Here is a 22,413-nt window from a genome sequence, read left to right as displayed (position 1 = left end):
AACGGCAACGAAGCGGGCATTCTACCCGGAAACGTGTATGAAAAAAGTGCCGAAGTCATCCTTGGAAGCTTCGCACTCCATGACATTTCGGGCAATGCATGGACAGATAACTTTCGATCCGCGTGCTGGATATGGTGACGCGGCCGCACAACTTCAAGGCTGCGCCGCGGCAAGCATCCCCAACCGGAGGAATCCGCCTTCTGCTACCATCGTCCTTCATTCACCCGGGTTCTCCATCATGGCCTTCCGCCCCCTGCCCGCCCAGGCATCGACCAAGCTGCTGCGCGAAGCCAAGCCCCTGCAATCGCTGTTCGCCGAGGCCCAGCGTCTCTCGCGCCTGCAAGAACTGCTCGACTCACAGCTGCAGCCCGCCGCGCGCCCTTATTGCCGTATCGCGTCCTGGCGCGAAGGCAGCCTGCTGCTGATCGTCACCGACGGCCACTGGGCCACGCGGCTGCGCTACCAGCAGAACCGCCTGCTGCGGCAGCTCGCCGCCTTCGATGAGTTCAAAGGACTTGCGCGCATCCTGCTCAAGGTGCAGCCCCACAGTCAGGCCAGCGCGCCGGTACGCAGCGTTACGCTGACGGAGTCGGCCGCCGCCACGCTTCATGAGGCCGCCGAAGGCATCGACAATCCACAGCTCAAGGCAGCCTTGGAGCGCCTTGCCAGCCGTAGCCGCAAGCCGACGGAATAGGCAGAAGGCGCAAACAGTCTGCATAAAAAAAGGCCACCCGAAGGTGGCCTTTGAAGATATTACTGAAGGAAGGAGGTTCCTTTATACGGCCGCGGCGGGTCGCATATAGGAGATCGGCGCGGTCTTGGCGTCCTCGAAGGTCACCACTTCCCAAGCGTCCTTGTCTGCGATGAGGGTACGCAGCAGACGGTTGTTCAGGGCGTGACCGGACTTGTAGCCGATGAACTCGCCGATGAGACTGTTACCCAACAGGTACAGGTCTCCGATGGCGTCCAGGATCTTGTGCTTGACGAATTCGTCCTCATAACGAAGGCCATCTTCGTTGAGCACACGATACTCGTCGACCACGATGGCGTTCTCCACACTGCCACCGAGCGCCAGGTTCTGCGAACGCAGCATCTCGATGTCGCGCATGAACCCGAAGGTACGGGCGCGGCTGACCTCCTTGACGAAGGAAGTGCTGGAGAAGTCCACAACGGCCTTCTGGGTGCGACCACGGAAAACCGGGTGATCGAAGTCGATCTCGAAGCTCACCTTGAAGCCATCGAAGGGCACGAAAGTGGCGCGCTTGTCGCCCTCTTCCACGGTCACTTCGCGCTTGATGCGGATGAACTTCTTCGCCGCTTCCTGCTCTTGCAGGCCGGCGGACTGGATCAGGAATACAAAGGGACCCGCGCTGCCGTCCATGATCGGAACTTCCGATGCGGACAGCTCGACATAGGCGTTGTCGATACCCAGGCCAGCCATGGCCGACAGCAGATGCTCCACGGTATCCACCTTGACGTCACCCTTGATCAGGGTGGTCGACATGGTGGTTTCACCCACGTTCGAAGCTCGAGCGGGGATTTCCACTACCGGGTCGAGATCGGCCCGGCAGAACACGATACCGGTATCGACGGGAGCCGGCTTCAGGGTCAGGTAAACCTTCTCCCCGGAGTGCAGGCCGACACCGGTCGCCCGGATGATGTTCTTCAAGGTGCGTTGTCTGATCATGGCTTTGGCCGTTTTCGCGCAAGTTGCGAACTGTTTTCAACAATGGGCGGCGATGATAGCAGAACCGCCCTTTGCTGAACACCAATCACATTGATACTCCTGATAAATCGACTCAATCGGCCTGACGACGCAGGAAGGCCGGGATATCCAGGTAATCCAGATCGTCCTGCGGATTCAGCTTGGCCGCGGTGGCAGCGCCGCCGTGGGACTGATTGCGCATGACGGTCGGACGGTCCAGGTCGCGGTAGTTCACCGACTGGTGCTCACGCTGAACCGGAGCCTGGGTGCTGACGGCCTGGGTCTGCACGGTGTTGTCGACGACCTTGACCGGCTTCTCCAGGCGCGCACCCAGACCGGTGGCGACCACGGTGACGTGCAGCTCGTCGCGCATGTCCGGATCGATCACGGTGCCCACCTTGACAGTGGCGTGCTCGGAAGCGAACTGCTCGATGATGTTACCCACGTCGGAGTACTCGCCCAGGGACAGGTCCGGACCCGCGGTGATGTTCACCAGGATGCCGCGGGCGCCCTGCAGGTTGACGTCCTCCAGCAGCGGATTGCGGATCGCGGCTTCGGTAGCCTCGCGAGCGCGGTTCGGGCCGCTGGCGCAGCCGGTGCCCATCATGGCCATGCCCATCTCGCTCATGACGGTCTTCACGTCGGCGAAGTCGACGTTGATCATGCCCGGGCGCTTGATGATGTCGGAGATACCGCGAACGGCACCGGCCAGCACATCGTCAGCCTTGGCGAAGGCGGCCAGCAGGCTCGCGTCCTTGCCCAGGATGGTCAGCAGCTTCTCGTTGGGGATGGTGATCAGCGAGTCGGTGCTTTCAGCCAGCGCGCGGATGCCCTCGTCGGCGATCTGCATGCGCTTGCGGCCCTCGAACGGGAACGGACGGGTGACCACCGCCACGGTAAGGATGCCCATTTCCTTGGCAACCTCGGCGATGATCGGCGCAGCACCGGTACCGGTACCGCCACCCATGCCGGTGGTGATGAAGACCATGTCGGCGCCTTCCAGTACCTCGGCGATGCGCTCGCGGTCCTCGATGGCGGCCTGGCGGCCGACTTCCGGGTTGGCGCCAGCACCCAGGCCCTTGGTCACACCCGGGCCGAGCTGCAGCACGGTGCGCGCGGCGATGTTCTTCAGCGCCTGCGCATCGGTGTTGGCGCAAATGAATTCGACGCCATCAACGTTGTTCTTGGCCATGTGGTTCACGGCGTTGCCGCCGCCGCCACCTACGCCGATAACCTTGATGACTGCTGTAGTTGGGACGTTATCTACCAGTTCAAACATTTCCCCTCTCCTTCCTTTCTAGTTGTGTCGCCTACGTTTACCGCGGTGGTAAATCAGAAATTGCCCTGGACCCAGCGTTTAAGCTTTTCCAGTACCGGTGTCTTGGGTTCGTCGCTGCTGAAGCTGCTGCCGGACATGGAGATGCCGTCGGACTGCTTCTGCAGCCCGTACATGAGCAGGCCCACGCCCGTGGAGTAGATTGGATTGCGCACGACGTCGGTCAGTCCTTTGACGCTGTGCGGTACGCCCAGGCGCACCGGCATGTGAAAGATCTCTTCGGCCAGCTCGATCGCGCCTTCCATCTTGGAAGTGCCTCCGGTCAGGACGATCCCTGCCGGAATCAGGTCCTCGTAGCCACTGCGGCGCAACTCCGCTTGAACCAGGGTGAACAGCTCGTCGTAACGAGGTTCGACCACTTCGGCAAGCGCTTGGCGCGACAGTTCCCGCGGCGGCCGGTCCCCTACGCTGGGCACCTTGATGGTTTCGCCCGCACCGGCCAGTTTGGCTAGGGCACAAGCATATCGAATCTTGATCTCTTCGGCATATTGTGTCGGGGTGCGCAACGCCATAGCGATGTCGTTGGTAACCTGATCGCCGGCGATCGGGATCACCGCGGTATGCCGAATGGCGCCTTCGGTGAAGATGGCGATGTCGGTGGTGCCGCCGCCAATATCCACCAGGCACACGCCCAGTTCCTTTTCGTCCTCGGTGATCACCGAGTAGGCCGAAGCCAGCTGCTCGAGGATGATGTCGTCCACTTCCAGGCCGCAGCGGCGCACGCACTTCTCGATGTTCTGCGCGGCGTTCACCGCACAGGTCACCACGTGCACCTTGGCTTCCAGGCGCACGCCGGACATGCCCAGCGGCTCGCGCACGCCTTCCTGGTTATCGATCACGTAGTCCTGGGCCAGGGTGTGCAGCACACGCTGGTCGGCCGGGATGGCCACGGCCTGGGCCGCGTCCAGCACGCGCTCGATATCGGCGCCGCTCACTTCGCGGTCGCGAATCGCCACGATGCCGTGGGAGTTCAGGCTGCGGATATGGTTGCCGGCGATGCCGACGAAAGCCGAGTGGATACGGCAGCCAGCCATCTGCTGGGCCTCGTCGATGGCGCGCTGGATCGACTGCACGGTGGACTCGATGTTCACCACCACGCCCTTCTTCAGGCCGCGCGACGGGTGCGTCCCGATGCCGACGATCTCCAGCTTGCCATCGGCGGCCACCTCGCCCACCAGCGCCACCACCTTGGAGGTGCCGATGTCCAGGCCGACGACCATTTTGCCGCTCTGCACGCTTGCCATGTTTATCGAAGTCTCCTCAACTCACTGCGCGGCGGTGGTCTGGGCCACCGTCGCTTCCGGCACCGGATCGCGCCACGCCACGGCCAGGCCGTTGGGGTAGCGCATGTCGATGCGCGCAATTTTCGAAATCTGCTCTTTCAGCGCCTTGTCGTAGATGGTCACGAGCCGGCGAATCTGTTCTACCGCGTGATCGCGGCCCAGCATGATCTCCACGCCCTGCGCGGTGCCCAGGGTCCAGGCGCCACGTGAACTCATGTCCAGGCTGGAAATGGTGAAGCCCAGCGGACGGAGCATCTGGCTGAGAATCTGGTACTGCTGCATGACTTGTTGCTGAGCGCGCTGCGGACCGGACAGGCGCGGCAGGTGCTCATAGTTGGCCACCTCGCTCGGGGCGAAGGCCTGGCCCTGGTTGTTCAGCAACGCTTCGTTCCCCCAACGGGCAATCGGCAGTTGCTCGTCCAGGCGGACGACCACCTGGTCGGGCCACACGCGACGCACTTCGGCGTGGGCGATCCAGGGCATCTGCTCCAGCTCCTGGCGCATACCGGCCAGATCGATGGTGAAGAAGCTGGCCGAGACGTAGGGGCTGATCCGTTGCTGCACCGCCGCCTGGCTGATGTAGCTCAGATCACCCTCCACGCTGACCCTGGCAATCGGCCGGTCGGCATAGGGCAACGCGTATTGCGCGCCGTAGTAGGCACCGACGCCGAGCACACCCAGCACCAGAGGCCACACCAGCACCTTGAGGAAGCCGAAATTCGGCTTGGGCATGCGGGCGCTGAGCGGCTCCTTGGCCACCAGGCGGCTGGCGCCGCGCGGCACCGGCTTGCGCGCAGGTGCACGGCCGAGTCCGGGATTCTGGTGACGAAGCTGCGCGCCGTTCATGACTTACCCCCTTGCCTCGACGCTGTCGGCGAGGATCGCCAGCACCAGTTGCTGGAAATCCAGGCCGGCCGCGCGCGCGGCCATCGGCACCAGGCTGTGGTCGGTCATGCCCGGTGCGGTGTTCACTTCCAGAAGCCAGAAACGCCCTTCGGCATCCTGCATCACGTCGGCCCGGCCCCAGCCCTGGATGCCGAGGGCATCGCAGGCGCGCGCGGTCAGGTCCTTCAGTTCCTCTTCCTTGGCGGCGTCGAGGCCACAGGGAATCTGGTACCGGGTATCGCTGGCGAGGTACTTGGCGTCGTAGTCGTAGAAGGTGTGCGGAGTACCCAGGCGAATGGGCGGCAACACCTGGCCACGCAGGACGGCGATGGTGAATTCGGGCCCGCTGATCCATTGCTCGACGAGCACCTGCGAATCGTATTTCGCGGCCCCCGCCCAGGCAGCGATCAGCTCTTGCTCGCTGTTCACCTTGGCCATGCCGATGCTCGAACCTTCACTGGCCGGCTTGACGATCAGCGGGAAGCCGAGCCTCGCGGCAGCGGTGCGGCAATCGTCCTCGCTGGCGAGCACGGCATGGTCAGGCGTCGGCAGGCCCAGGCTCAGCCACACGCGCTTGGTGCGCAGCTTGTCCATCGCCAGCGCGGACGCCAGTACGCCGCTGCCGGTGTAGGGAATGCCGGCGATTTCCAGCAGCCCCTGCATGGTGCCGTCTTCACCGCCACGGCCGTGGAGGATGATGAAGGCACGGTCGATCTTCTCGCGGGTCAGACGCTCCAGCAGATCGTCACCCACGTCGATGCCGAAGGCATCCACACCGCCGTCCTGCAGCGCTTGCAGGACCATGGCGCCGGACTTCAGCGATACCTCACGCTCGGCGCTCTTGCCGCCGTAGAGCACGGCGACGCGACCGAAGGCGCGGGGATCGAGGGTGGATTTGAGGACGTCACTCATGCCTTCTTCCCCTCGGCGCCAGCAACGGCGGCACCGAACATCGGATTCTTGATCAGTTGCGGCGCCAGTCCGCCGATATCGCCGGCCCCCTGGCAGAGCAGGATGTCGCCGGGACGCAGCAGCGGCCCCAGCAGCGAGGCGAGATCGCCACCGCGCTCCAGATAGATCGGATCAAGCTGGCCGCGCTGGCGGATGCTGTGGCACAGATGACGGCTGTCGGCACCGGGGATCGGCTCTTCGCCGGCCGGGTAGACCTCCATCAGCATCAGCACGTTGGCGTCGCCCAGCACCTGCACGAAGTCCTCGTACAGGTCGCGGGTACGGGTGTAGCGGTGTGGCTGGTAGACCATCACCAGGCGGCGCTCCGGCCAGCCGCCACGCACGGCCTTGATCACCGCCGCGACTTCGCGCGGGTGGTGGCCGTAGTCGTCGACCAGCATCACGCTGCCACCTTCCACCTGCAGGTCGCCATAGACCTGGAAACGTCGACCCACGCCCTGGAAGCCGGACAGGCCCTGGACGATGGCTTCATCGGAGATGCCTTCGTCGGTGGCGATGACGATGGTCGCCAGGGAGTTCAGCACGTTGTGCAGACCGGGCATGTTTACCGAGACGTCCAGCGGCTCGCGCTCGGGGCGCAGCACGGTGAAGTAGGTGCGCATGCCTTCCTGGCGGATATTGATGGCGCGGACGTCGGCGTCCTCGCTCAGGCCGTAGGTCACGGTCGGACGGGCGACCTGCGGCAGGATCTCGCGCACCACCGGGTCGTCCACGCAGAGCACGGCCAGGCCGTAGAACGGCAGGTTGTGCAGGAAGTCGACGAAGGTGCGCTTGAGCTTGTTGAAGTCGCCGCCATAGGTGCTCATGTGGTCGGCGTCGATATTGGTGACCACCGAAACCATCGGCTGCAGGTGCAGGAAGCTGGCGTCGCTCTCGTCGGCCTCGGCCACCAGGTAGCGGCTGGTGCCCAGCTGCGCGTTGGTGCCGGCGGCGTTCAGGCGGCCGCCGATGACGAAGGTCGGGTCCAGGCCGCCGGCAGCGAACACCGAGGCGATCAGGCTGGTGGTGGTGGTCTTGCCGTGGGTACCGGCGACCGCGATGCCGTGGCGGTAACGCATCAGTTCGGCGAGCATCTCGGCGCGCGGCACCACCGGTACGCGGCGGTCCAGTGCGGCGGCGACTTCCGGGTTGGCCTTGTTCACCGCGCTGGACACCACCAGCACGTCGGCGCCGTCGGCATTTTCCGCACGGTGGCCGATGAATATCTCGGCACCGAACTTCTCCAGGCGCTCGGTGACCGGCGAAGCCTTGAGGTCGGAGCCGGACACTTCGTAGCCGAGGTTGAGCAGCACTTCCGCAATGCCGCACATGCCCACGCCACCGATGCCGACGAAGTGGATGCGGCGGATGCGCCGCATGGTGCGGGTGACGCCGGTGGGTTCTTTAACCACGGGCCACCTCCAGGCAGGCATCGACTACCGTGCGGGTAGCCTCGGGCTTGGCCAGGCTGCGTGCGCGAGCGGCCATGCGGGTCAGGGAATCGGGATGCATCAATACCTCGGACAACTGCGCGGCCAGTTCGGCGGCGCTGGTAGATTTCTGTGGCAGCAGGAGGGCCGCGCCCTCCCGCAGCAAAAATTCGGCGTTCCTGGTCTGGTGGTCATCGATCGCGTGGGGCAGCGGCACCAGGAAGGACGGCAGGCCGGCGGCGGTCAGTTCGCTCACGGTCAGCGCTCCGGCGCGGCAGATCACCAGATCGGCCCACGCATAGGCGGCGGCCATGTCGGCGATGAACGGAGCGACGTCCGCTTCGACACCCGCAGCGCGATAACGCTCCGCAGTAATTTCGTCATGCTGACGACCGGCCTGATGGCGAATGGCCGGGCGAATCTCGGCGGGAACCTGCGCCAGCGCTTCGGGCAGCAGCTTGTTCAGCGGCTCGGCGCCCAGGCTGCCACCCAGCACCAGCAGGTTGACGCGGCGGCCGGCCAGCGGCGCGCGGGCGCCCTCTTCCAGGAACAGCTCGACACGCACCGGGTTGCCGGTGGTCAGGCGCTTGGCGCTGCTGTCGAAGGTGTCCGGGAAGGCTTCGCAGACCCGCTTGGCCAGCGGCGCCAGGCTGCGGTTGGCGGTGCCGGCGACGGCATTCTGTTCATGGATCACCAGCGGCACGCCGGACAGCTTGGCGGCCAGGCCGCCCGGGCCGGTGACGTAACCGCCCAGGCCGAGCACGCAGACCGGCTTGAGCCGGCGAATCACGCCCAGGGCCTGGAACAGCGACTTGAGCAGATCGAACGGCGCGCGCAGCAACGACTTGAGGCCCTTGCCACGCAGGCCGCTGACGTTGATCAGGTGCAGCGGCAGACCGGCCTTGGGCACCAGATCGTTCTCGATGCCACGCGGCGTGCCCAGCCAGTGCACGCTGTAGCCGCGCGCCTGGAACTCGCGGGCGCAGGCCAGCGCCGGGAATACGTGTCCGCCGGTGCCGCCGGCCATGATCAGGACGTTACCTTTCATCGGCAAAGTCCTCTTCGCTGAATTCATATTCCTCGCTGCCCATCACGGTGCGACGTTCCCATTCGATGCGCAGCAGCATTCCCAGCTGGGCGCAGCAGATCACCAGGGAGCTGCCGCCGTAGCTGAGGAATGGCAGGGTCAGGCCCTTGGTCGGCAGCAGGCCGACGTTCACGCCCACGTTGATCAGGAACTGGCCGATCCACAGGAACGCCAGCCCGTAGGCGACGTAGGCGGAGAAGTACTGTTTCGACTGCTCGGCCCAGATGCCGATGTACAGCGCGCGCAGGCTGACGAAGACGAACAGGGCCACGGTGGCCATGGCGCCGACGATGCCCAGCTCTTCCGCGAGGACCGCGAACACGAAGTCGGTGTGCGCCTCGGGGAGGTAGAACTGCTTCTGGATGCTGTTGCCCAGGCCCATGCCGGTCCAGCCGCCACGACCGAAGGCGATCAGCGCCTGGCTGAGCTGGTAGCCCGCGCCGAACTGGTCGGCCCAGGGATCGGTGAAGTTGGTCAGGCGCGCCATCCGGTAAGGCTGGGTCTGGATCAGCAGGACCACGGCGCCCACCGCCAGCGCGACCATCAGGCCGAAGCGGAACAGGCCCACGCCGCCGAGGAACAGCATCGCGGCAGCCGCGCCCATCATCACCACGGTGGCGCCGAAGTCGGGCTCGCGCAGCAACAGGCCGGCCATCGGCAGCAGCACCACGAAGGGCTTGAAGAAGCCCAGCCAGCTCTCGCGCACTTCTTCCTGGCGGCGTACGAGATAGCCGGCCATGAAGACCACCACGAAGACCTTGGCGATCTCCGAGGGCTGGATGTTGAACAGGCCGAAGCCGATCCAGCGCATCGAACCGTTCACCTCGCGGCCGATGCCGGGGGTGATCACCAGCACCAGCAATCCGAAGGCGATGGCCAGCAGCTTCCAGCCCAGGCGCTGCCAGGTTTCCATCGGCACCATCATGGTCAGGCCGCAGGTGACGAAGCCGATGGCCAGGTAGATCAGGTGGCGGACCGAGAAGTACAGCGGATTGCCGGACTGCGCCGCCGCCACTTCGGACGACGCCGAGGTGACCATCACCAGACCGAGACCGAGCAGCGCCAGGCAACCCGCCAGCAGCGGGAAGTCCAGATCGATGCCGTGGCGGCTGATCAGCGGGGACGGATAGGGGCGCAGGAAGGAGAACATCAGGCGAGCTCCTCCACGGCCTTGGCGAACAGGCGTCCGCGTTCTTCGTAGTTCTTGAACATGTCCAGGCTCGCGCAGGCCGGCGACAGCAGCACGGCATCGCCCGGCAGCGCCAGGTCGGCGGCATGTTCGACGGCTTCGTCCAGGGTATTCACGCGGACCTTGGGCACGGCATTGCCGATGGCAGCGCTCACCAGCTCGGCATCGCGGCCCAGCAGCACCACGGCGCGGCAATGCTGCGCGACCGGAGCACGCAGGTCATGGAAGTCGGCGCCCTTGCCGTCGCCACCGGCGATCAGCACCAGCTTGCCGTCGATATCGGCACCCAGGCCTTCGATGGCAGCCAGGGCGGCGCCGACGTTGGTGGCCTTGGAGTCGTCGTAGTAGTTCACGCCGTTGCGTTCACGTACCCACTGGCAGCGATGGGCCAGGCCGGCGAATTCACGCAGGGTCTGCAGCATCGGCTCGAACGGCAGGCCGACGGCGTGCCCCAGCGCCAGCGCGGCCAGGGCGTTGGACTGGTTGTGCGCGCCACGGATCTTCAGCTCGCGGGCTGGCATCAGCGGCTCGAACTGGAAGGCCAGCCACTTCTCACCTGCTCTTTCGGAATCTGGTTCGATCAGGCCGAAGGCCTTGAAGTCCGGCTTGTTGATACCGAAGGTCCAGCACGGCACGGTGTCGGCAATCAGCGGGCGGCTCAGCGCGTCGGCGCGGTTCACCACGACCTGCTTTGCACCACGGAAGATACGGTGCTTGGCCAGGTGGTAGTCGGCCATGCCGTCGTAGCGGTCCATGTGGTCTTCGCTGACGTTCAGGCAGGTGGCGACTTCGGCACCCAGGCGTTCGCAGGTTTCCAGCTGGAAGCTCGACAGCTCCACCACGTACAGCTCGACGTCATCGGCCAGCAGGTCCAGCGCCGGGGTGCCGAGATTGCCACCGACGGCGACGCGCTTGCCGGCGGCCTTGGCCATGTCGCCCACCAGGGTGGTGACGGTGCTCTTGGCGTTGGAACCGGTGATGGCGACGATCGGCGCCTTCGCCTGACGCGCGAACAGGTCGACATCGCCGGACATGCGCACGCCACGGGCGGCGGCCTCCACCAGCGCCGGAACACGCAGCGACAGGCCGGGGCTCACGTAGAGCTCCTGGGCGCGGCAGAGGAAATCGGCGTCGAGGTCGCCGCAGCGCACCTCGACCTGCGGGTACTGCTCGCGCAGGGTCGCCAGTTCCGGCGGATTCGCGCGCGTATCCGCCACGGCAAAGGGCACACCCTGGCGCGCCAGGTAGCGCACCAGGGACATGCCGCTCTTGCCGAGGCCGACAACGATGCGGAATTGGTCGGAAGCGATCAGGCTCATGCTCGATCAGTCCTCAACGCAGTTTCAACGTAGCCAGGCCGATCAGCACGAGAATCACCGTGATGATCCAGAAGCGCACGATCACGCGCGGCTCCGGCCAGCCCTTGAGTTCGAAGTGGTGGTGGATCGGCGCCATGCGGAACACGCGCTTGCCGGTCAACTTGAAGGAGGCGACCTGGATCACCACCGACAGGGTTTCCATGACGAACACGCCACCCATGATGAACAGCACGATCTCCTGGCGGACGATCACAGCGATGGTGCCCAGCGCGGCACCCAGCGCCAGCGCGCCGACGTCGCCCATGAAGACCTGGGCCGGATAGGTGTTGAACCAAAGGAAGCCCAGCCCCGCGCCGACAATGGCGGCGCAGAAGATGATCAGTTCGCCCGCCCCTGGAACGCTGGGGATCAGCAGGTATTCGGCGAATTTGATGTTGCCCGACAGGTAGCAGAAGATCCCCAGCGCTCCGCCGACCATTACGGTGGGCATGATGGCGAGGCCGTCGAGGCCATCGGTCAGGTTCACCGCGTTGCTGGAGCCGACGATCACGAAGTAGGTCAGCACCACGAAGAAGATGCCCAGCGGAATCTCGACGCTCTTCAGCATCGGCACGATCAGGGTGGTCTCGACCGGCGTCTCGGCGGTCATATAGAGGAAGATCGCCGCGCCCAGGCCGAATACCGACTGCCAGAAATACTTCCAGCGGCTCGGCAGGCCACGGGAGTTTTTCTCGATCACCTTGCGGTAGTCATCCACCCAGCCGATGGCGCCGAACAACAGGGTCACGGCCAGCACGACCCAGACGTAGCGGTTCGACCAGTCGGCCCACAACAGGGTGCTGATGGCGATGGCGGTGAGGATCAGCGCACCGCCCATGGTCGGCGTGCCTTTCTTGGACAGGTGCGATTGCGGCCCGTCGTTACGCACGGCCTGGCCGATCTGGCGGATCTGCAGGGTGCGAATCATCCACGGCCCCAGCCAGAGCGACAGGGCGAGCGCGGTCAGCACGCTCAGGATGCCGCGCAGGGTCAGGTACTGGAAGACGCCGAAGCCCTTGTGGAACTGTTGCAGGTACTCGGCGAGCAGCAGCAGCATTTAGTGACTCTCCTCGGAGGAACCACAGAGCGCCGCGACGACTTTGTCCATCGCCGCGCTGCGGGAACCCTTGATCAGAATGGTGGTGGTCGATGCTTCTTCGGCCAAGGCGCCAATCAGGCTGGCCTGATCGGCGAAGTGCCGACCCGCGGAACCGAACGCCTGCACGGCGTGGCTCATCAGCGGACCGACGGCATAGAGCGCTGAGACTTTGCCGATGGCATAGGTTCCCACTTCGCGGTGGGAAGATTCTGCCCAGGCCCCCAGCTCGCCCATGTCTCCGAGGACCAGGACGGTCCGGCCGGAAAAGCCGGCGAGTATATCAATCGCCGCGCAGATTGAAGCCGGATTGGCGTTGTAGCTGTCGTCGATCACACGCATGCCATTCGTCGCCAGCTGGGCTACGGCGCGGCCCTTGACCGGCTGCAGGTTCTGCAGGCCGGAAACGATCCCGACCAGCGGCACGCCCAAGGCATGAGCGGCGGCAACGGCCGCCAGGGCATTGGTCACATTGTGTTCGCCCAGCAGGTTCAATTGGATGCGCGCCTCGCCTACGGGACTGTGCAGGGTAAAGCCCGGGCAACCACGGGCATCACGTTGCACATCGCTGGCGCGGAAGTCGGCGCGAGCATCGTGCAGGCCGAAACTGGAGACACGACGGCCGGCGGCATGGGCCTGCCAGGTGTCGAAGGCCTTGTCGTCGCGGTTGAGGATGGCCACGCCATCGGCGGCCAGCCCCTCGAGAATCTCGCCCTTGGCCAGGACGATCTTGTCCTGCCCGCCGAACTCGCCCACATGGGCAGTGCCGGCGTTGGTGATGATGGCGACGTGCGGGCGGGTCAGACCGACGGTGTAGGCGATCTCACCGATGCGCGAGGCGCCCAGCTCGATGACCGCACTCCGCTGCTCCGGCGCCAGTTGCAGCAGGGTCAGTGGGGCGCCGAGGTCGTTGTTCAGGTTGCCACGGGTCGCCAGGACGTCGCCCTGGGTCCGCAGGATGCTGGCGAGCATTTCCTTCACGGTGGTCTTGCCGCTGGAGCCAGTGACGGCGGCGACACGGCCGGTAAAGGCAGCGCGGTTCAGCGCGCCCAGTTGGCCCAGTGCCACGCGGGTATCGCGCACCACCAGTTGCGGCAGCGGAGCAGCGGGGACTTCTCGCTCCACCAGCGCGGCGACGGCGCCCTTGGCGGCGACGTCGACCAGGTAGTTGTGGCCGTCGAAGCGCGGGCCGGTCAGGGCGATGAACAGTTGGCCCGGCATGATGGCGCGGCTATCGGTGCTGACGGCGTCGAAGGCGACATCCGCGCCCACCACGCGGCCATCGAGTGCGCCGGCGACTTCGGTGAGCGACAGGGGCTTAAGCACGCTTCACCTCCCAGGCAGCTAGAGCCTTGGTGGCTTGATCCAGATCGGAGAACGGATGGCGGACGCCGTCGATCTCCTGGTAATCCTCATGTCCCTTGCCGGCCAGCAGCACGACGTCATCGACGCCGGCCGAAGCGATCAAGCGAGCAATGGCCTCGCCACGACCGGGAACGAACTCCACCGTTTCAGGCCCGGCGAAACCGGCACGGATGTCGGCGATGATCGCTTCGCTCTTCTCGGTACGCGGGTTGTCGTCGGTGACCAGCACACGGTCGGCGTGCTGCTCGGCGATCCGCGCCATGATCGGACGCTTGCCGCGGTCACGGTCGCCACCACAACCGAACAGGCAGAGCAGACGACCATGCACGTGCGGGCGCAGGGCCAGCAGGACTTTCTCCAGGGCGTCCGGAGTGTGGGCGTAATCCACCACCACCAGCGGCTTCTCGCCGCCACCCAGGCGCTGCATGCGGCCAACCGGACCTTCCAGTTGCGGCAACACGGCCAGCACGTCGCCCAGCGGGTAATCCAGGCCGAGCAGCGCACCAACCACTGCCAGCAGGTTGCTCAGGTTGAACTTGCCCAGCAGCGAACTGCGCAACAGGCCTTCGCCTTGCGGAGTGACGACCTGCGCCTCGACGCCGGCATCGCTGAAACGGGCTTCGCGGCAATAGAGGTAGGCCGATGGATCGATCTGGCTGTAGCCCATCAGGCGGGATTCGTGCTTTTCCCCGGCCAGTTGACGGCCAAAATCGTCGTCCAGGTTGATCACCCGGCAACGCAGTCCCTGCCAGGCGAACAACTGGGCCTTGGCGGAGCCGTAGGCTTCCATCGAGCCGTGATAGTCCAGGTGGTCGCGGGACAGGTTGGTGAACACCGCCACGTCGAAGCCCAGCGCCGCTACGCGCCCCTGCTCCAGGCCGTGGGAGGAGACTTCCATCGCCACCGCCCTGGCGCCGGCCTGTTTCAGGCGCGCCAGGGTCGCCTGCACGGCAAGCGGATCGGGGGTGGTATGACGGCCGCTTTCCAGCGCGCCGTAGAAACCGGTACCAAGCGTACCGACGATGCCGCAGCGCTCGCCCAGCAGGTCCAGCGCCTGGGCCACCAGTTGGCTGACGCTGGTCTTGCCGTTGGTGCCGGTCACGCCGACCAGGTCGACGCCACGGCTCGGCTCGCCATAGAAGCGCCCGGCGATGGCGGACAGCTGCCTGGCGAGGCCCTTGATAGCGATCATCGGCACATCGCTGGGCGGCAGATCGACAGCGCCTTCGGCTTCATAGGCAACGGCGGCGGCCCCCAGGGTCAGGGCGCCGGCAATATGCGCGCGACCGTCCTGGCGGCCACCCGGTACAGCGAGGAACAGGTCGCCCGGCTTGACGGTGCGGCTGTCCAGGGTCAGTTCGCGGATCAGCTCGCCGCTTTCAGCCTGCGGCAGCAATTGATTGAGGCTCATCGGCATCAGCCACGCCCTCCTTTGGCGGGCGCAGCATCGGCTTGCTGCTGCGGAGTCGCCGGCAGATTGTCCGGCGGTACGTTCATCAGGCGCAGCGTGCCGGACATCACCTTGCTGAACACCGGCGCGGACACCAGGCCACCGTAGTAGCCGGCCTTGCTGGGTTCATCGATGACGACCACGATCACGTAGCGCGGATTGCTCATCGGGCCGAAGCCGGCGAACAGGGAGCGGTAGGAGTTCTCGGCATAACCCTTGGTGCCGGTTGCGGTTTTGCGCGCGGTACCGGACTTGCCGGCCACGTGGTAGCCCGGCACCTGGGCGCGGAATACGCCGTTGGGCGCCTCGACCACCTGCTGGAGCATGCCCTGCATGGTCTTGGCGACGGATTCGGGGATGACCTGGGTCGAGTCCGGCTGACGGTCGGCGCGGACCATCGTCAACGGCACGCTGCGGCCGTTGTTGGCCAGCGCCGAGTAAGCGTGAGCCAGTTGGATGGCGGTCACCGACAGACCGTAACCGTAGGACAGGGTCGCGGTTTCGGCCTTGCGCCACTCGCGGTAGTTCGGCAGGTTGCCGACGCGCTCGCCGGGGAAGCCCAGGCCGGTGTCCTGGCCGAGACCGACCTTCTGCATCAGGTTGTAGATGGCTTCGCCGCCGATATCGAAGGCGACCTTGCTCATGCCGACGTTACTGGAGCGGATGAGGATGCCGGTCAGGTCCAGCACCGGACCTTCGCTGCGGGAGACGTCGCGAATGGTGTAACGGCCGATCTGCAGGGTGCCGGGGTAGACCTCGACCTTGTCGGTCGGCTTCCAGCGGCCGGTTTCCAGTGCCGCGCTCATGGAGAACGGCTTCATGGTCGAACCGGGCTCGAAAACATCGATCATGGCGCGATTGCGCATCATCGCCGGCTGCAGGTTGCGACGGTTGTTCGGGTTGTAGGTCGGCTGGTTGGACATGGCCAGCACTTCGCCAGTCTTCACGTCGAGGATCACCAGACTGCCGGCCTTGGCGCCGTTTTCCACCAGCGCGTTGCGCAGCTCGCGGTTGGCGAGGTACTGCAGGCGCAGGTCGATGGACAGGGCCAGGGTCTTGCCGGCCTTGGCGTTACGGGTGACCTGCACGTCGCGGATAAGGTGACCACGGCGGTCCTTGAGCACCTGGCGCTTGCCCGGCACGCCGGCCAGCCAGCTGTCAAAGGCCAGTTCGACGCCTTCACGACCACGATCGTCGACGTCAGTGAAGCCCACCACCTGTGCGGCAACCTCGCCGGACGGGTAGAAGCGACGGAATTCCTCGACCGAATAGACGCCGGGGATGCGGTGGGTTTTCACCTGGGCCATCACGCCCTCGCCCTGCTCCGGGGTCAGGCCACGCACCAGATAGATGAACTCCTTGTCGGCGTTCGCCTCCAGGCGTTCCGACAGAGCGGCCCTGGACTGGCCGAGGGCGTCGGCGAGGAAGCCCCACTTCTCGCGCTCGAGCACCAGTTCCTTGGGATTCGCCCACAGCGTGGCAACCGGCGTACTGACGGCCAGCGGCTCGCCATTGCGGTCAGTGATCAGGCCGCGGTGCGCGGGAATGGCGATGTGGCGCACGCTGCGCGCATCGCCCTGTCCCTTGAGGAAATCGTGGTCGATGACGTGCAGGTCGACGATCCGCCAGGCGATGGCGGCCACCATCGTCATCAGCAGGCCGACGACGACGCGGAAGCGCCAGGGGTAGCGAGCTCCGGCGAGATTCTTCATGGCGCCACCATGATGACTTCGGTCGGATCCGGCACGCGCATCTTCAACTGGTCGGTCGCCAGCGCTTCGATGCGGCTGTGCGCCGTCCAGGTGCTCTGCTCCAGGATCAGCCGGCCATATTCGGCCTGCGCCTTGTCACGCACGCTCAGTTCGGCATACAGGGCGTTGAGCAACTGGCGGTTCCAGTACGCGCTGTAGGAAACGGAAATCGCCGACAGCAGCACACCAATGAACAGCAACAGCATGAAGAAACTGCCGGCCGGCAGGCGCTTGACGAAGAGGCGGCTCATCTGAGCTTCTCCGCAATACGCATGACGGCACTGCGCGAACGCGGGTTGGCCTTGAGCTCAGCCTCGGAGGCGTAGACCGGCTTGCCGAGCAGTTTCAGGCGCGGCTCGAAGGGTTTGACCTGGATCGGCAGGTTGCGCGGCAGGTTGTCCGCCTCGCCTTTCACCTGCTTGCGCATGAACTGCTTGACGATGCGGTCTTCCAGCGAGTGGAAGCTGATCACCACCAGGCGACCGCCCACGGCAAGACCTTCCAGCGCGGCGTCGAGGCCCCGCTCCAGATCGCCCAGCTCATTGTTGATGAAGATACGCAGCCCCTGGAAGGCGCGGGTGGCCGGGTTCTTGCCCTTCTCCCAGGCCGGGTTGGCCTCGGTGATCACCGCAGCCAGGTCGGCGGTACGCTCGAACGGCTTTTCCGCACGGCGCTGCACGATGGCGCGGGCCATGCGCCTGGCAAAGCGCTCTTCGCCGTAGTCCTTGAACACACGGGCGATCTCGTCTTCGGCGGCGGTGGCAATCCACTGCGCGGCGCTGACGCCCTGGTCCGGGTTCATCCGCATGTCCAGCGGACCGTCGTTGAGGAAGCTGAAGCCGCGCTCCGGGTCATCCAGCTGCGGCGAGGACACGCCCAGGTCCAGCAGCACGCCGTTCACGCTGCCCTGAAGGCCGCGCGCGGTGAACTCATCCGCCATCTCGGCGAAGGACCTTTGCACAATGACGAAGCGGCCGTCTTCGGCCGCCAGTGCTTTTCCCGTCGCGATGGCTTGGGGGTCCTTGTCGAACCCGAGCAACTGACCACCCGGACCGAGCCTCCCAAGCAAGGCACGACTATGCCCTCCCCTGCCGAAGGTACCGTCCACATAGCGGCCGTCGTCGCGGGGGGCCAGTGCGTCGACGGCCTCCTCGAGAAGAACGGTGATGTGTTGGTAGGTACTATTCACAGGCAGGCTCACAGAATAAGGTCGCGCAATTCGTCCGGCAGGCCGCCGGGCTCTTTAATGGCTGCGAGGTCGGCCTCGGCAACCGCATTCCACTTGTCTTCGTCCCAGAGCTGGAACTTGTTCAGCTGGCCGACCAGCATGGCCCGCTTGTCCAGGCCGGCGTATTCGCGAAGCCGCGGCGGAACCAGGAAACGCCCGGCGCTATCCAGCTCCAGGTCCACGGCATTACCAATCAGCAAACGCTGCAGGCGCCGCGTTTCTTCACGCAACGACGGCAGCTCGCGCAGTTTGGCTTCGATGAGTTCCCATTCAGGGAGGGGGTATACGGTCAGGCAGGTATCGACGGCATCGATGGTGACGATGAGCTGGCCATTGCAACGCGAAACGAGCTCGTCACGATACCGACTCGGCATCGCGAGGCGCCCTTTGGCGTCGAGACTGATGGCGTTAGCTCCGCGAAACACGTCAGCGCTTCCCCTGTGGTTGGCTATCCATGCCTGTTGATCCCACTTTTACCCACTTCATACCACTTTCGCACACTATAGAAATCCACGCTCCCCACCGTCAAGGCGAGCCAGAGGCGAAAAATCCTTACAGGACCGAGATTTAGCGTGCTTATGGAGGGTTTCGGAGGGAAGTTTGACGCGACCAGAAAGAGAAAAGCCCAGTGTTTTCAAAACACTGGGCTTTCACACTTAAAGTGATTTCTTAACTTTGTAACTTCTTCCGATCAGCGACAAATGGTCATGGTGGGAAGAAGTGGAGGGAATGTGGAGAGAGTCGGTCTGTAAGCCGGGTTCTGTCGAGGACAGCCATTCCTCTGGGACATTCATCACTGAATGCCTCAAGCGACCTACCCGAATCCAACGCGGGCCGCGCCAATGGATTCCTATTTGGTCTTGCTCCGAGTGGGGTTTACCTAGCCACGAACTGTTGCCAGCCGTGCGGTGCGCTCTTACCGCACCTTTTCACCCTTACCGGCGCTGTTGCGCTTAGGCGGTTATTTTCTGTGGCACTTTCCGTAGGCTCGCGCCTCCCAGGCGTTACCTGGCACTCTGCCCTATGGAGCCCGGACTTTCCTCCACCCCGTGATGGAACATCACGCAGCAGCGACTGTCCAACCAACTCTCAGTCCGCAAGATTAGCGGCTGACGACGCTCAGGACAAGCTCAAGCCTTACCCTGGCGCTCCAGCGCGATCTGATACAGCTGGTTCTTCCGCACCCCGGTGATCTCCGCCGCCAGCGCTGCCGCGCGCTTCACCGGCAATTCGGCCAGCAATAGATCGAGCACGCGCAGCGTCTGCGCATCCACCGCTTCATCGCCTTCCGGCGCCGGCCTGCCCGCCACCAACAGCACGCACTCGCCGCGCTGCTGGTTGCTGTCGCCGGCGACGAACTCGCGCAGTTCACCCAACGGCAGGCCCTTCAGGGTCTCGAAGGTCTTGGTCAACTCCCGCGCCAACACCGCCGGGCGCTCATTGCCGAAGATCGCCGCCATGTCCTCGATGCACTCCAGCAGACGATGCGGCGCCTCATAGAAGATCAGCGTACGCGGCTCCTCCAGCAGCGCCTCCAGCCGGCCACGCCGCCCCGCGGCCTTGGCCGGCAGGAAACCCTCGAAGACAAAGCGATCCGACGGCAGCCCGGCGGCGGACAGCGCGGCGATCAGCGCGCAGGCGCCCGGCACCGGGACCACCTGAACTCCCGCAGCCCGCGCCTGGCGCACCAGGTGATAGCCCGGATCGGAGATCAACGGTGTGCCCGCATCGGAGATCAGCGCGACGTCTTCGCCGGCCTGCAGCTTCGCCAGGAATCGCCCGCCCTGCTCGCGCTCATTGTGCTCATGGCAGGCCGCCAGCGGCGTTTCGAGGCCGAAATGCTGCAGCAGGCGTACAGAGTGACGGGTGTCTTCGGCGGCGATCAGCGAGACGTCGCGCAGCACCTTGAGCGCCCGGGCGCTGATGTCATCCAGATTGCCGATGGGGGTAGCCACCACATAGAGAGTGCCGAAGGTCACGCGGAAGAACCTCGCCAGGAATGTCGGAAAAGCCGCATTGTATCCCCTTTCCGGTTGCCGCCATCGCGTCACCCTCGCCGCTTGGGTACAATCGGCAGCTCTTTGAATGCGTCACGAGAAGCCCGATATGACCGCTCGCCTGCGCCCGCTTTCCGCCCTGCTCCTTGCCGGCATGCTCGCCGCCTGCGCCTCGTCCCCGTCCTCCAACCTCGGCGAACTGCCGCGCACTCCGGACGCCAGCATCGAACAACTGCTGCAACAGGCTTCCACCGCCAAGCCCGACGAAGCCAACGTGCTGCGCCTCTCCGCCGCCGACCTCGCCTACAAGCAGAAGGACTTCGGACGCTCCTCGCAAATCCTCGAGCAAATCCCCCTGGACAGCCTGAAGCCCGCCCAGCAGGTCTTCGCCAGCACCCTCAAGGCTCAGCTGGAGATGGCACGCAACAAGCCGAAAGCCGCCCTGAAAGCCTTCGAGAATCCGAACTTCCAGCGCCTGGGCGAAATGCCGGTGGAGCTGCAGGCCCGCGCAGGCCTGGTCAAGGCCCAGACCCTGGCGGCAGACAGCCAGACCCTGAGCGCTGCCCGCGAGCGCGTCTTCATCGATCCGCTGCTGAACGCCGAGGCCAGCAAGAGCAACCAGGAGGCCATCTGGGGCCTGGTCTCCAGCCTGCCAGTCGAGCAACTGCAGGCCAGCGGCAACGAAGGCGACCTGAATGGCTGGCTGGAACTGGCGCGCATCACCAAGACCTCGTCGACGCTGAAGGAACAGCAGTCCAACATCGACAACTGGGTCGCCCGGAACCCCGACCACCCGGCCGCCAAGCGGCTGCCCGACGCACTGCAGAAGATCAAGTCGCTGGCCGCCCAGCCGCTGAATACCATCGCCCTGCTGCTGCCGCAGCAAGGCCAATTGGCGTCGGTGTCCCGCGCACTGCAGGACGGCTTCCTCGCCGCCCACTACCAGGCCCAGCAAAGCGGCCAGGCACAGCCGGCGATCAAGCTCTACGACAGCACCCAGGTTCGCTCGCTGGACGAGTTCTATCGTCAGGCCCAGGCCGACGGCGTCCAACTGGTCGTAGGCCCGCTGGAGAAGAACCTGGTCAAGCAGCTGAGCAGCCAGCCGCAACTGCCAATCACCACCCTGGCGCTGAACTACAGCGACAGCGGTCAGGAAGGCCCGGCCCAGCTGTTCCAGTTCGGCCTGTCCGCCGAGGACGAGGCCCGCGAAGTCGCCAGCCGCGCCTGGAACGACGGCATGCGTCGCGCCGTGGCCCTGGTCCCGCGTGGCGAATGGGGCGACCGCGTGCTGGCCTCCTTCAGCCGCAACTGGCAGGCCGCCGGCGGCACCCTGATCGCCGCCGAGCACGTCGACCAGCCGGTAGAACTGGCCCGCCAGATCGCCGACCTGCTGCAACTACGCCAGAGCGAAGGCCGCGCGAAGCGCCTGCAAGGCGTGCTCGACAGCAGCGTCGACACCCAGCCCTCGCGCCGCCAGGACATCGACTTCATCTTCCTCGCCGCCACCCCGCAGCAGGCTCGCCAGATCAAACCGACGCTGGCCTTCCAGTACGCGGGCGACCTGCCGGTCTACGCCACCTCCAACCTCTACAGCGGCGTGAACAACCCAGCCCAGGACCAGGACCTGAACGGCATCCGCTTCTGCGAAACCCCGTGGTTGCTGGAACCGAACAACCCGCTGCGCCAGCAGGTCGCCGCCCAGTGGCCGCAGGCCAACGGCAGCCTCGGCCGCCTCTATGCAATGGGCGCCGACGCCTACCAACTGGCACCGCGCCTGCCGGAACTCAAGGCCGTGCCGAGCATGCAGCTCGACGGCCTGACCGGCACCCTGAGCGTCAATCCCGGCCAGCGCGTCGAACGCCACCTGCCCTGGGCCGAGTTCCGCAATGGCCAGGCGCAGCCGCTGGAGAACAACGGTATTTGATCGGCAACAGCCCCTCCCAGAAGGCCGGGCGCGAGGCGGAAGCCAGCGCCCGCGCCCACCTCGAACAGCATGGATTGCGCCTTGTGGCGCAGAACTGGACGTGCCGCCGCGGCGAGCTCGATCTGGTCATGCTGGACGGCGATACAGTAGTATTCGTCGAAGTTCGCTCCCGCCGGCACAACGCCTGGGGAGGAGCCCTGGAAAGTGTGGACTCGCGCAAGCGTCAGCGCCTGACCGCCGCCGCCGAGCACTTCCTGCAACAGAACGCCCGCTGGAGCAGACACCCCTGCCGGTTCGACATCGTCGCTATCGACCACCGAACCCCAGGCTCCGCAGGGCACTTGAACTGGATTCCCAACGCCTTTGACACCTGATCAG

At 65.2% G+C, this 22,413-nt stretch carries 20 protein-coding genes and 1 other RNA gene; 3 read left to right on the top strand and 18 right to left on the bottom strand.

The window, feature by feature from the left end:
- Nucleotides 1-238 precede the first annotated feature (238 nt).
- Nucleotides 239-694: a DUF721 domain-containing protein gene (locus ACYCAX_RS09530; protein ID WP_460247859.1), complete on the top strand. Its 456-nt coding sequence runs from the start codon at nt 239-241 to the stop codon at nt 692-694.
- Between the two features lie 81 nt (nt 695-775).
- On the opposite strand, the gene lpxC is transcribed toward ACYCAX_RS09530, so the two are convergent.
- The 18 genes from lpxC to rsmI all read right to left on the bottom strand — a co-directional run bounded on the left by lpxC (nt 776) and on the right by rsmI (nt 20,093).
- Entirely contained in the window at nt 776-1,687 is a 912-nt protein-coding gene (gene lpxC, locus ACYCAX_RS09525) for a UDP-3-O-acyl-N-acetylglucosamine deacetylase (protein WP_015475884.1), read from the bottom strand.
- Between the two features lie 112 nt (nt 1,688-1,799).
- Entirely contained in the window at nt 1,800-2,984 is a 1,185-nt protein-coding gene (gene ftsZ / locus ACYCAX_RS09520) for a cell division protein FtsZ (RefSeq protein ID WP_015475883.1), read from the bottom strand.
- A gap of 53 nt (nt 2,985-3,037) precedes the next feature.
- Nucleotides 3,038-4,285: a cell division protein FtsA gene (ftsA, locus tag ACYCAX_RS09515; protein WP_015475882.1), complete on the bottom strand. Its 1,248-nt coding sequence runs from the start codon at nt 4,283-4,285 to the stop codon at nt 3,038-3,040.
- A gap of 21 nt (nt 4,286-4,306) precedes the next feature.
- A complete protein-coding gene (locus ACYCAX_RS09510) occupies nt 4,307-5,170 on the bottom strand; it encodes a cell division protein FtsQ/DivIB (RefSeq protein WP_015475881.1) in 864 nt (287 codons plus the stop codon).
- Nucleotides 5,171-5,173: 3 nt separating this feature from the next.
- A complete protein-coding gene (locus ACYCAX_RS09505) occupies nt 5,174-6,121 on the bottom strand; it encodes a D-alanine--D-alanine ligase (RefSeq protein ID WP_294971323.1) in 948 nt (315 codons plus the stop codon).
- Nucleotides 6,118-7,572, bottom strand: coding sequence for a UDP-N-acetylmuramate--L-alanine ligase (gene murC, locus ACYCAX_RS09500; RefSeq protein WP_460247858.1), 1,455 nt, complete (start codon nt 7,570-7,572; stop codon nt 6,118-6,120). Before murC ends, ACYCAX_RS09505 begins: the two co-directional genes overlap by 4 nt.
- On the bottom strand, nt 7,565-8,638 hold the full coding sequence (murG, locus tag ACYCAX_RS09495; RefSeq protein ID WP_294971316.1) for an undecaprenyldiphospho-muramoylpentapeptide beta-N-acetylglucosaminyltransferase: 1,074 nt from the start codon (nt 8,636-8,638) through the stop codon (nt 7,565-7,567). The genes murC and murG overlap by 8 nt, the downstream gene beginning before the upstream one ends.
- Complete coding sequence (ftsW, locus tag ACYCAX_RS09490) at nt 8,628-9,827, bottom strand: putative lipid II flippase FtsW (RefSeq protein ID WP_015475877.1); 1,200 nt, start codon at nt 9,825-9,827, stop codon at nt 8,628-8,630. The genes murG and ftsW overlap by 11 nt, the downstream gene beginning before the upstream one ends.
- On the bottom strand, nt 9,827-11,185 hold the full coding sequence (gene murD, locus ACYCAX_RS09485) for a UDP-N-acetylmuramoyl-L-alanine--D-glutamate ligase (protein ID WP_015475876.1): 1,359 nt from the start codon (nt 11,183-11,185) through the stop codon (nt 9,827-9,829). The genes ftsW and murD overlap by 1 nt, the downstream gene beginning before the upstream one ends.
- Before the next feature lie 13 nt (nt 11,186-11,198).
- Nucleotides 11,199-12,281 (bottom strand): phospho-N-acetylmuramoyl-pentapeptide-transferase, encoded by a 1,083-nt coding sequence (mraY, locus tag ACYCAX_RS09480; protein WP_015475875.1) that lies wholly within the window; start codon nt 12,279-12,281, stop codon nt 11,199-11,201.
- Entirely contained in the window at nt 12,282-13,646 is a 1,365-nt protein-coding gene (locus ACYCAX_RS09475) for a UDP-N-acetylmuramoyl-tripeptide--D-alanyl-D-alanine ligase (RefSeq protein WP_294971306.1), read from the bottom strand.
- Complete coding sequence (locus ACYCAX_RS09470; protein WP_015475873.1) at nt 13,639-15,102, bottom strand: UDP-N-acetylmuramoyl-L-alanyl-D-glutamate--2,6-diaminopimelate ligase; 1,464 nt, start codon at nt 15,100-15,102, stop codon at nt 13,639-13,641. The genes ACYCAX_RS09475 and ACYCAX_RS09470 overlap by 8 nt, the downstream gene beginning before the upstream one ends.
- Entirely contained in the window at nt 15,102-16,847 is a 1,746-nt protein-coding gene (locus tag ACYCAX_RS09465; RefSeq protein WP_460247857.1) for a peptidoglycan D,D-transpeptidase FtsI family protein, read from the bottom strand. The genes ACYCAX_RS09470 and ACYCAX_RS09465 overlap by 1 nt, the downstream gene beginning before the upstream one ends.
- A complete protein-coding gene (gene ftsL, locus ACYCAX_RS09460) occupies nt 16,844-17,137 on the bottom strand; it encodes a cell division protein FtsL (protein ID WP_015475871.1) in 294 nt (97 codons plus the stop codon). The genes ACYCAX_RS09465 and ftsL overlap by 4 nt, the downstream gene beginning before the upstream one ends.
- Nucleotides 17,134-18,075 (bottom strand): 16S rRNA (cytosine(1402)-N(4))-methyltransferase RsmH, encoded by a 942-nt coding sequence (rsmH, locus tag ACYCAX_RS09455; RefSeq protein ID WP_015475870.1) that lies wholly within the window; start codon nt 18,073-18,075, stop codon nt 17,134-17,136. Before rsmH ends, ftsL begins: the two co-directional genes overlap by 4 nt.
- 8 nt (nt 18,076-18,083) lie before the next feature.
- Nucleotides 18,084-18,539, bottom strand: coding sequence for a division/cell wall cluster transcriptional repressor MraZ (gene mraZ / locus ACYCAX_RS09450; protein WP_015475869.1), 456 nt, complete (start codon nt 18,537-18,539; stop codon nt 18,084-18,086).
- Nucleotides 18,540-18,847: 308 nt separating this feature from the next.
- An RNA gene (gene rnpB / locus ACYCAX_RS09445) (RNase P RNA component class A) lies at nt 18,848-19,204 on the bottom strand.
- Between the two features lie 40 nt (nt 19,205-19,244).
- Nucleotides 19,245-20,093 carry a 16S rRNA (cytidine(1402)-2'-O)-methyltransferase gene (rsmI, locus tag ACYCAX_RS09440; RefSeq protein WP_015475868.1) on the bottom strand — a complete coding sequence of 283 codons (849 nt, stop codon included), beginning with the start codon at nt 20,091-20,093 and terminating at the stop codon, nt 19,245-19,247.
- A gap of 127 nt (nt 20,094-20,220) precedes the next feature.
- On the opposite strand from rsmI, the gene ACYCAX_RS09435 reads away from it, so the two are divergent.
- Together ACYCAX_RS09435 and ACYCAX_RS09430 are read left to right on the top strand one after the other, a co-directional pair.
- A complete protein-coding gene (locus ACYCAX_RS09435; protein WP_460247856.1) occupies nt 20,221-22,035 on the top strand; it encodes a penicillin-binding protein activator in 1,815 nt (604 codons plus the stop codon).
- Complete coding sequence (locus tag ACYCAX_RS09430) at nt 22,032-22,409, top strand: YraN family protein (protein WP_015475866.1); 378 nt, start codon at nt 22,032-22,034, stop codon at nt 22,407-22,409. Before ACYCAX_RS09435 ends, ACYCAX_RS09430 begins: the two co-directional genes overlap by 4 nt.
- The last annotated feature ends 4 nt before the right edge of the window (nt 22,410-22,413 follow it).

This window comes from Pseudomonas sp. MT3 (assembly GCF_054720805.1).
The sequence above is the reverse complement of the archived record's forward strand: the minus strand, read 5'-3'. Positions and strand labels throughout refer to the sequence as shown.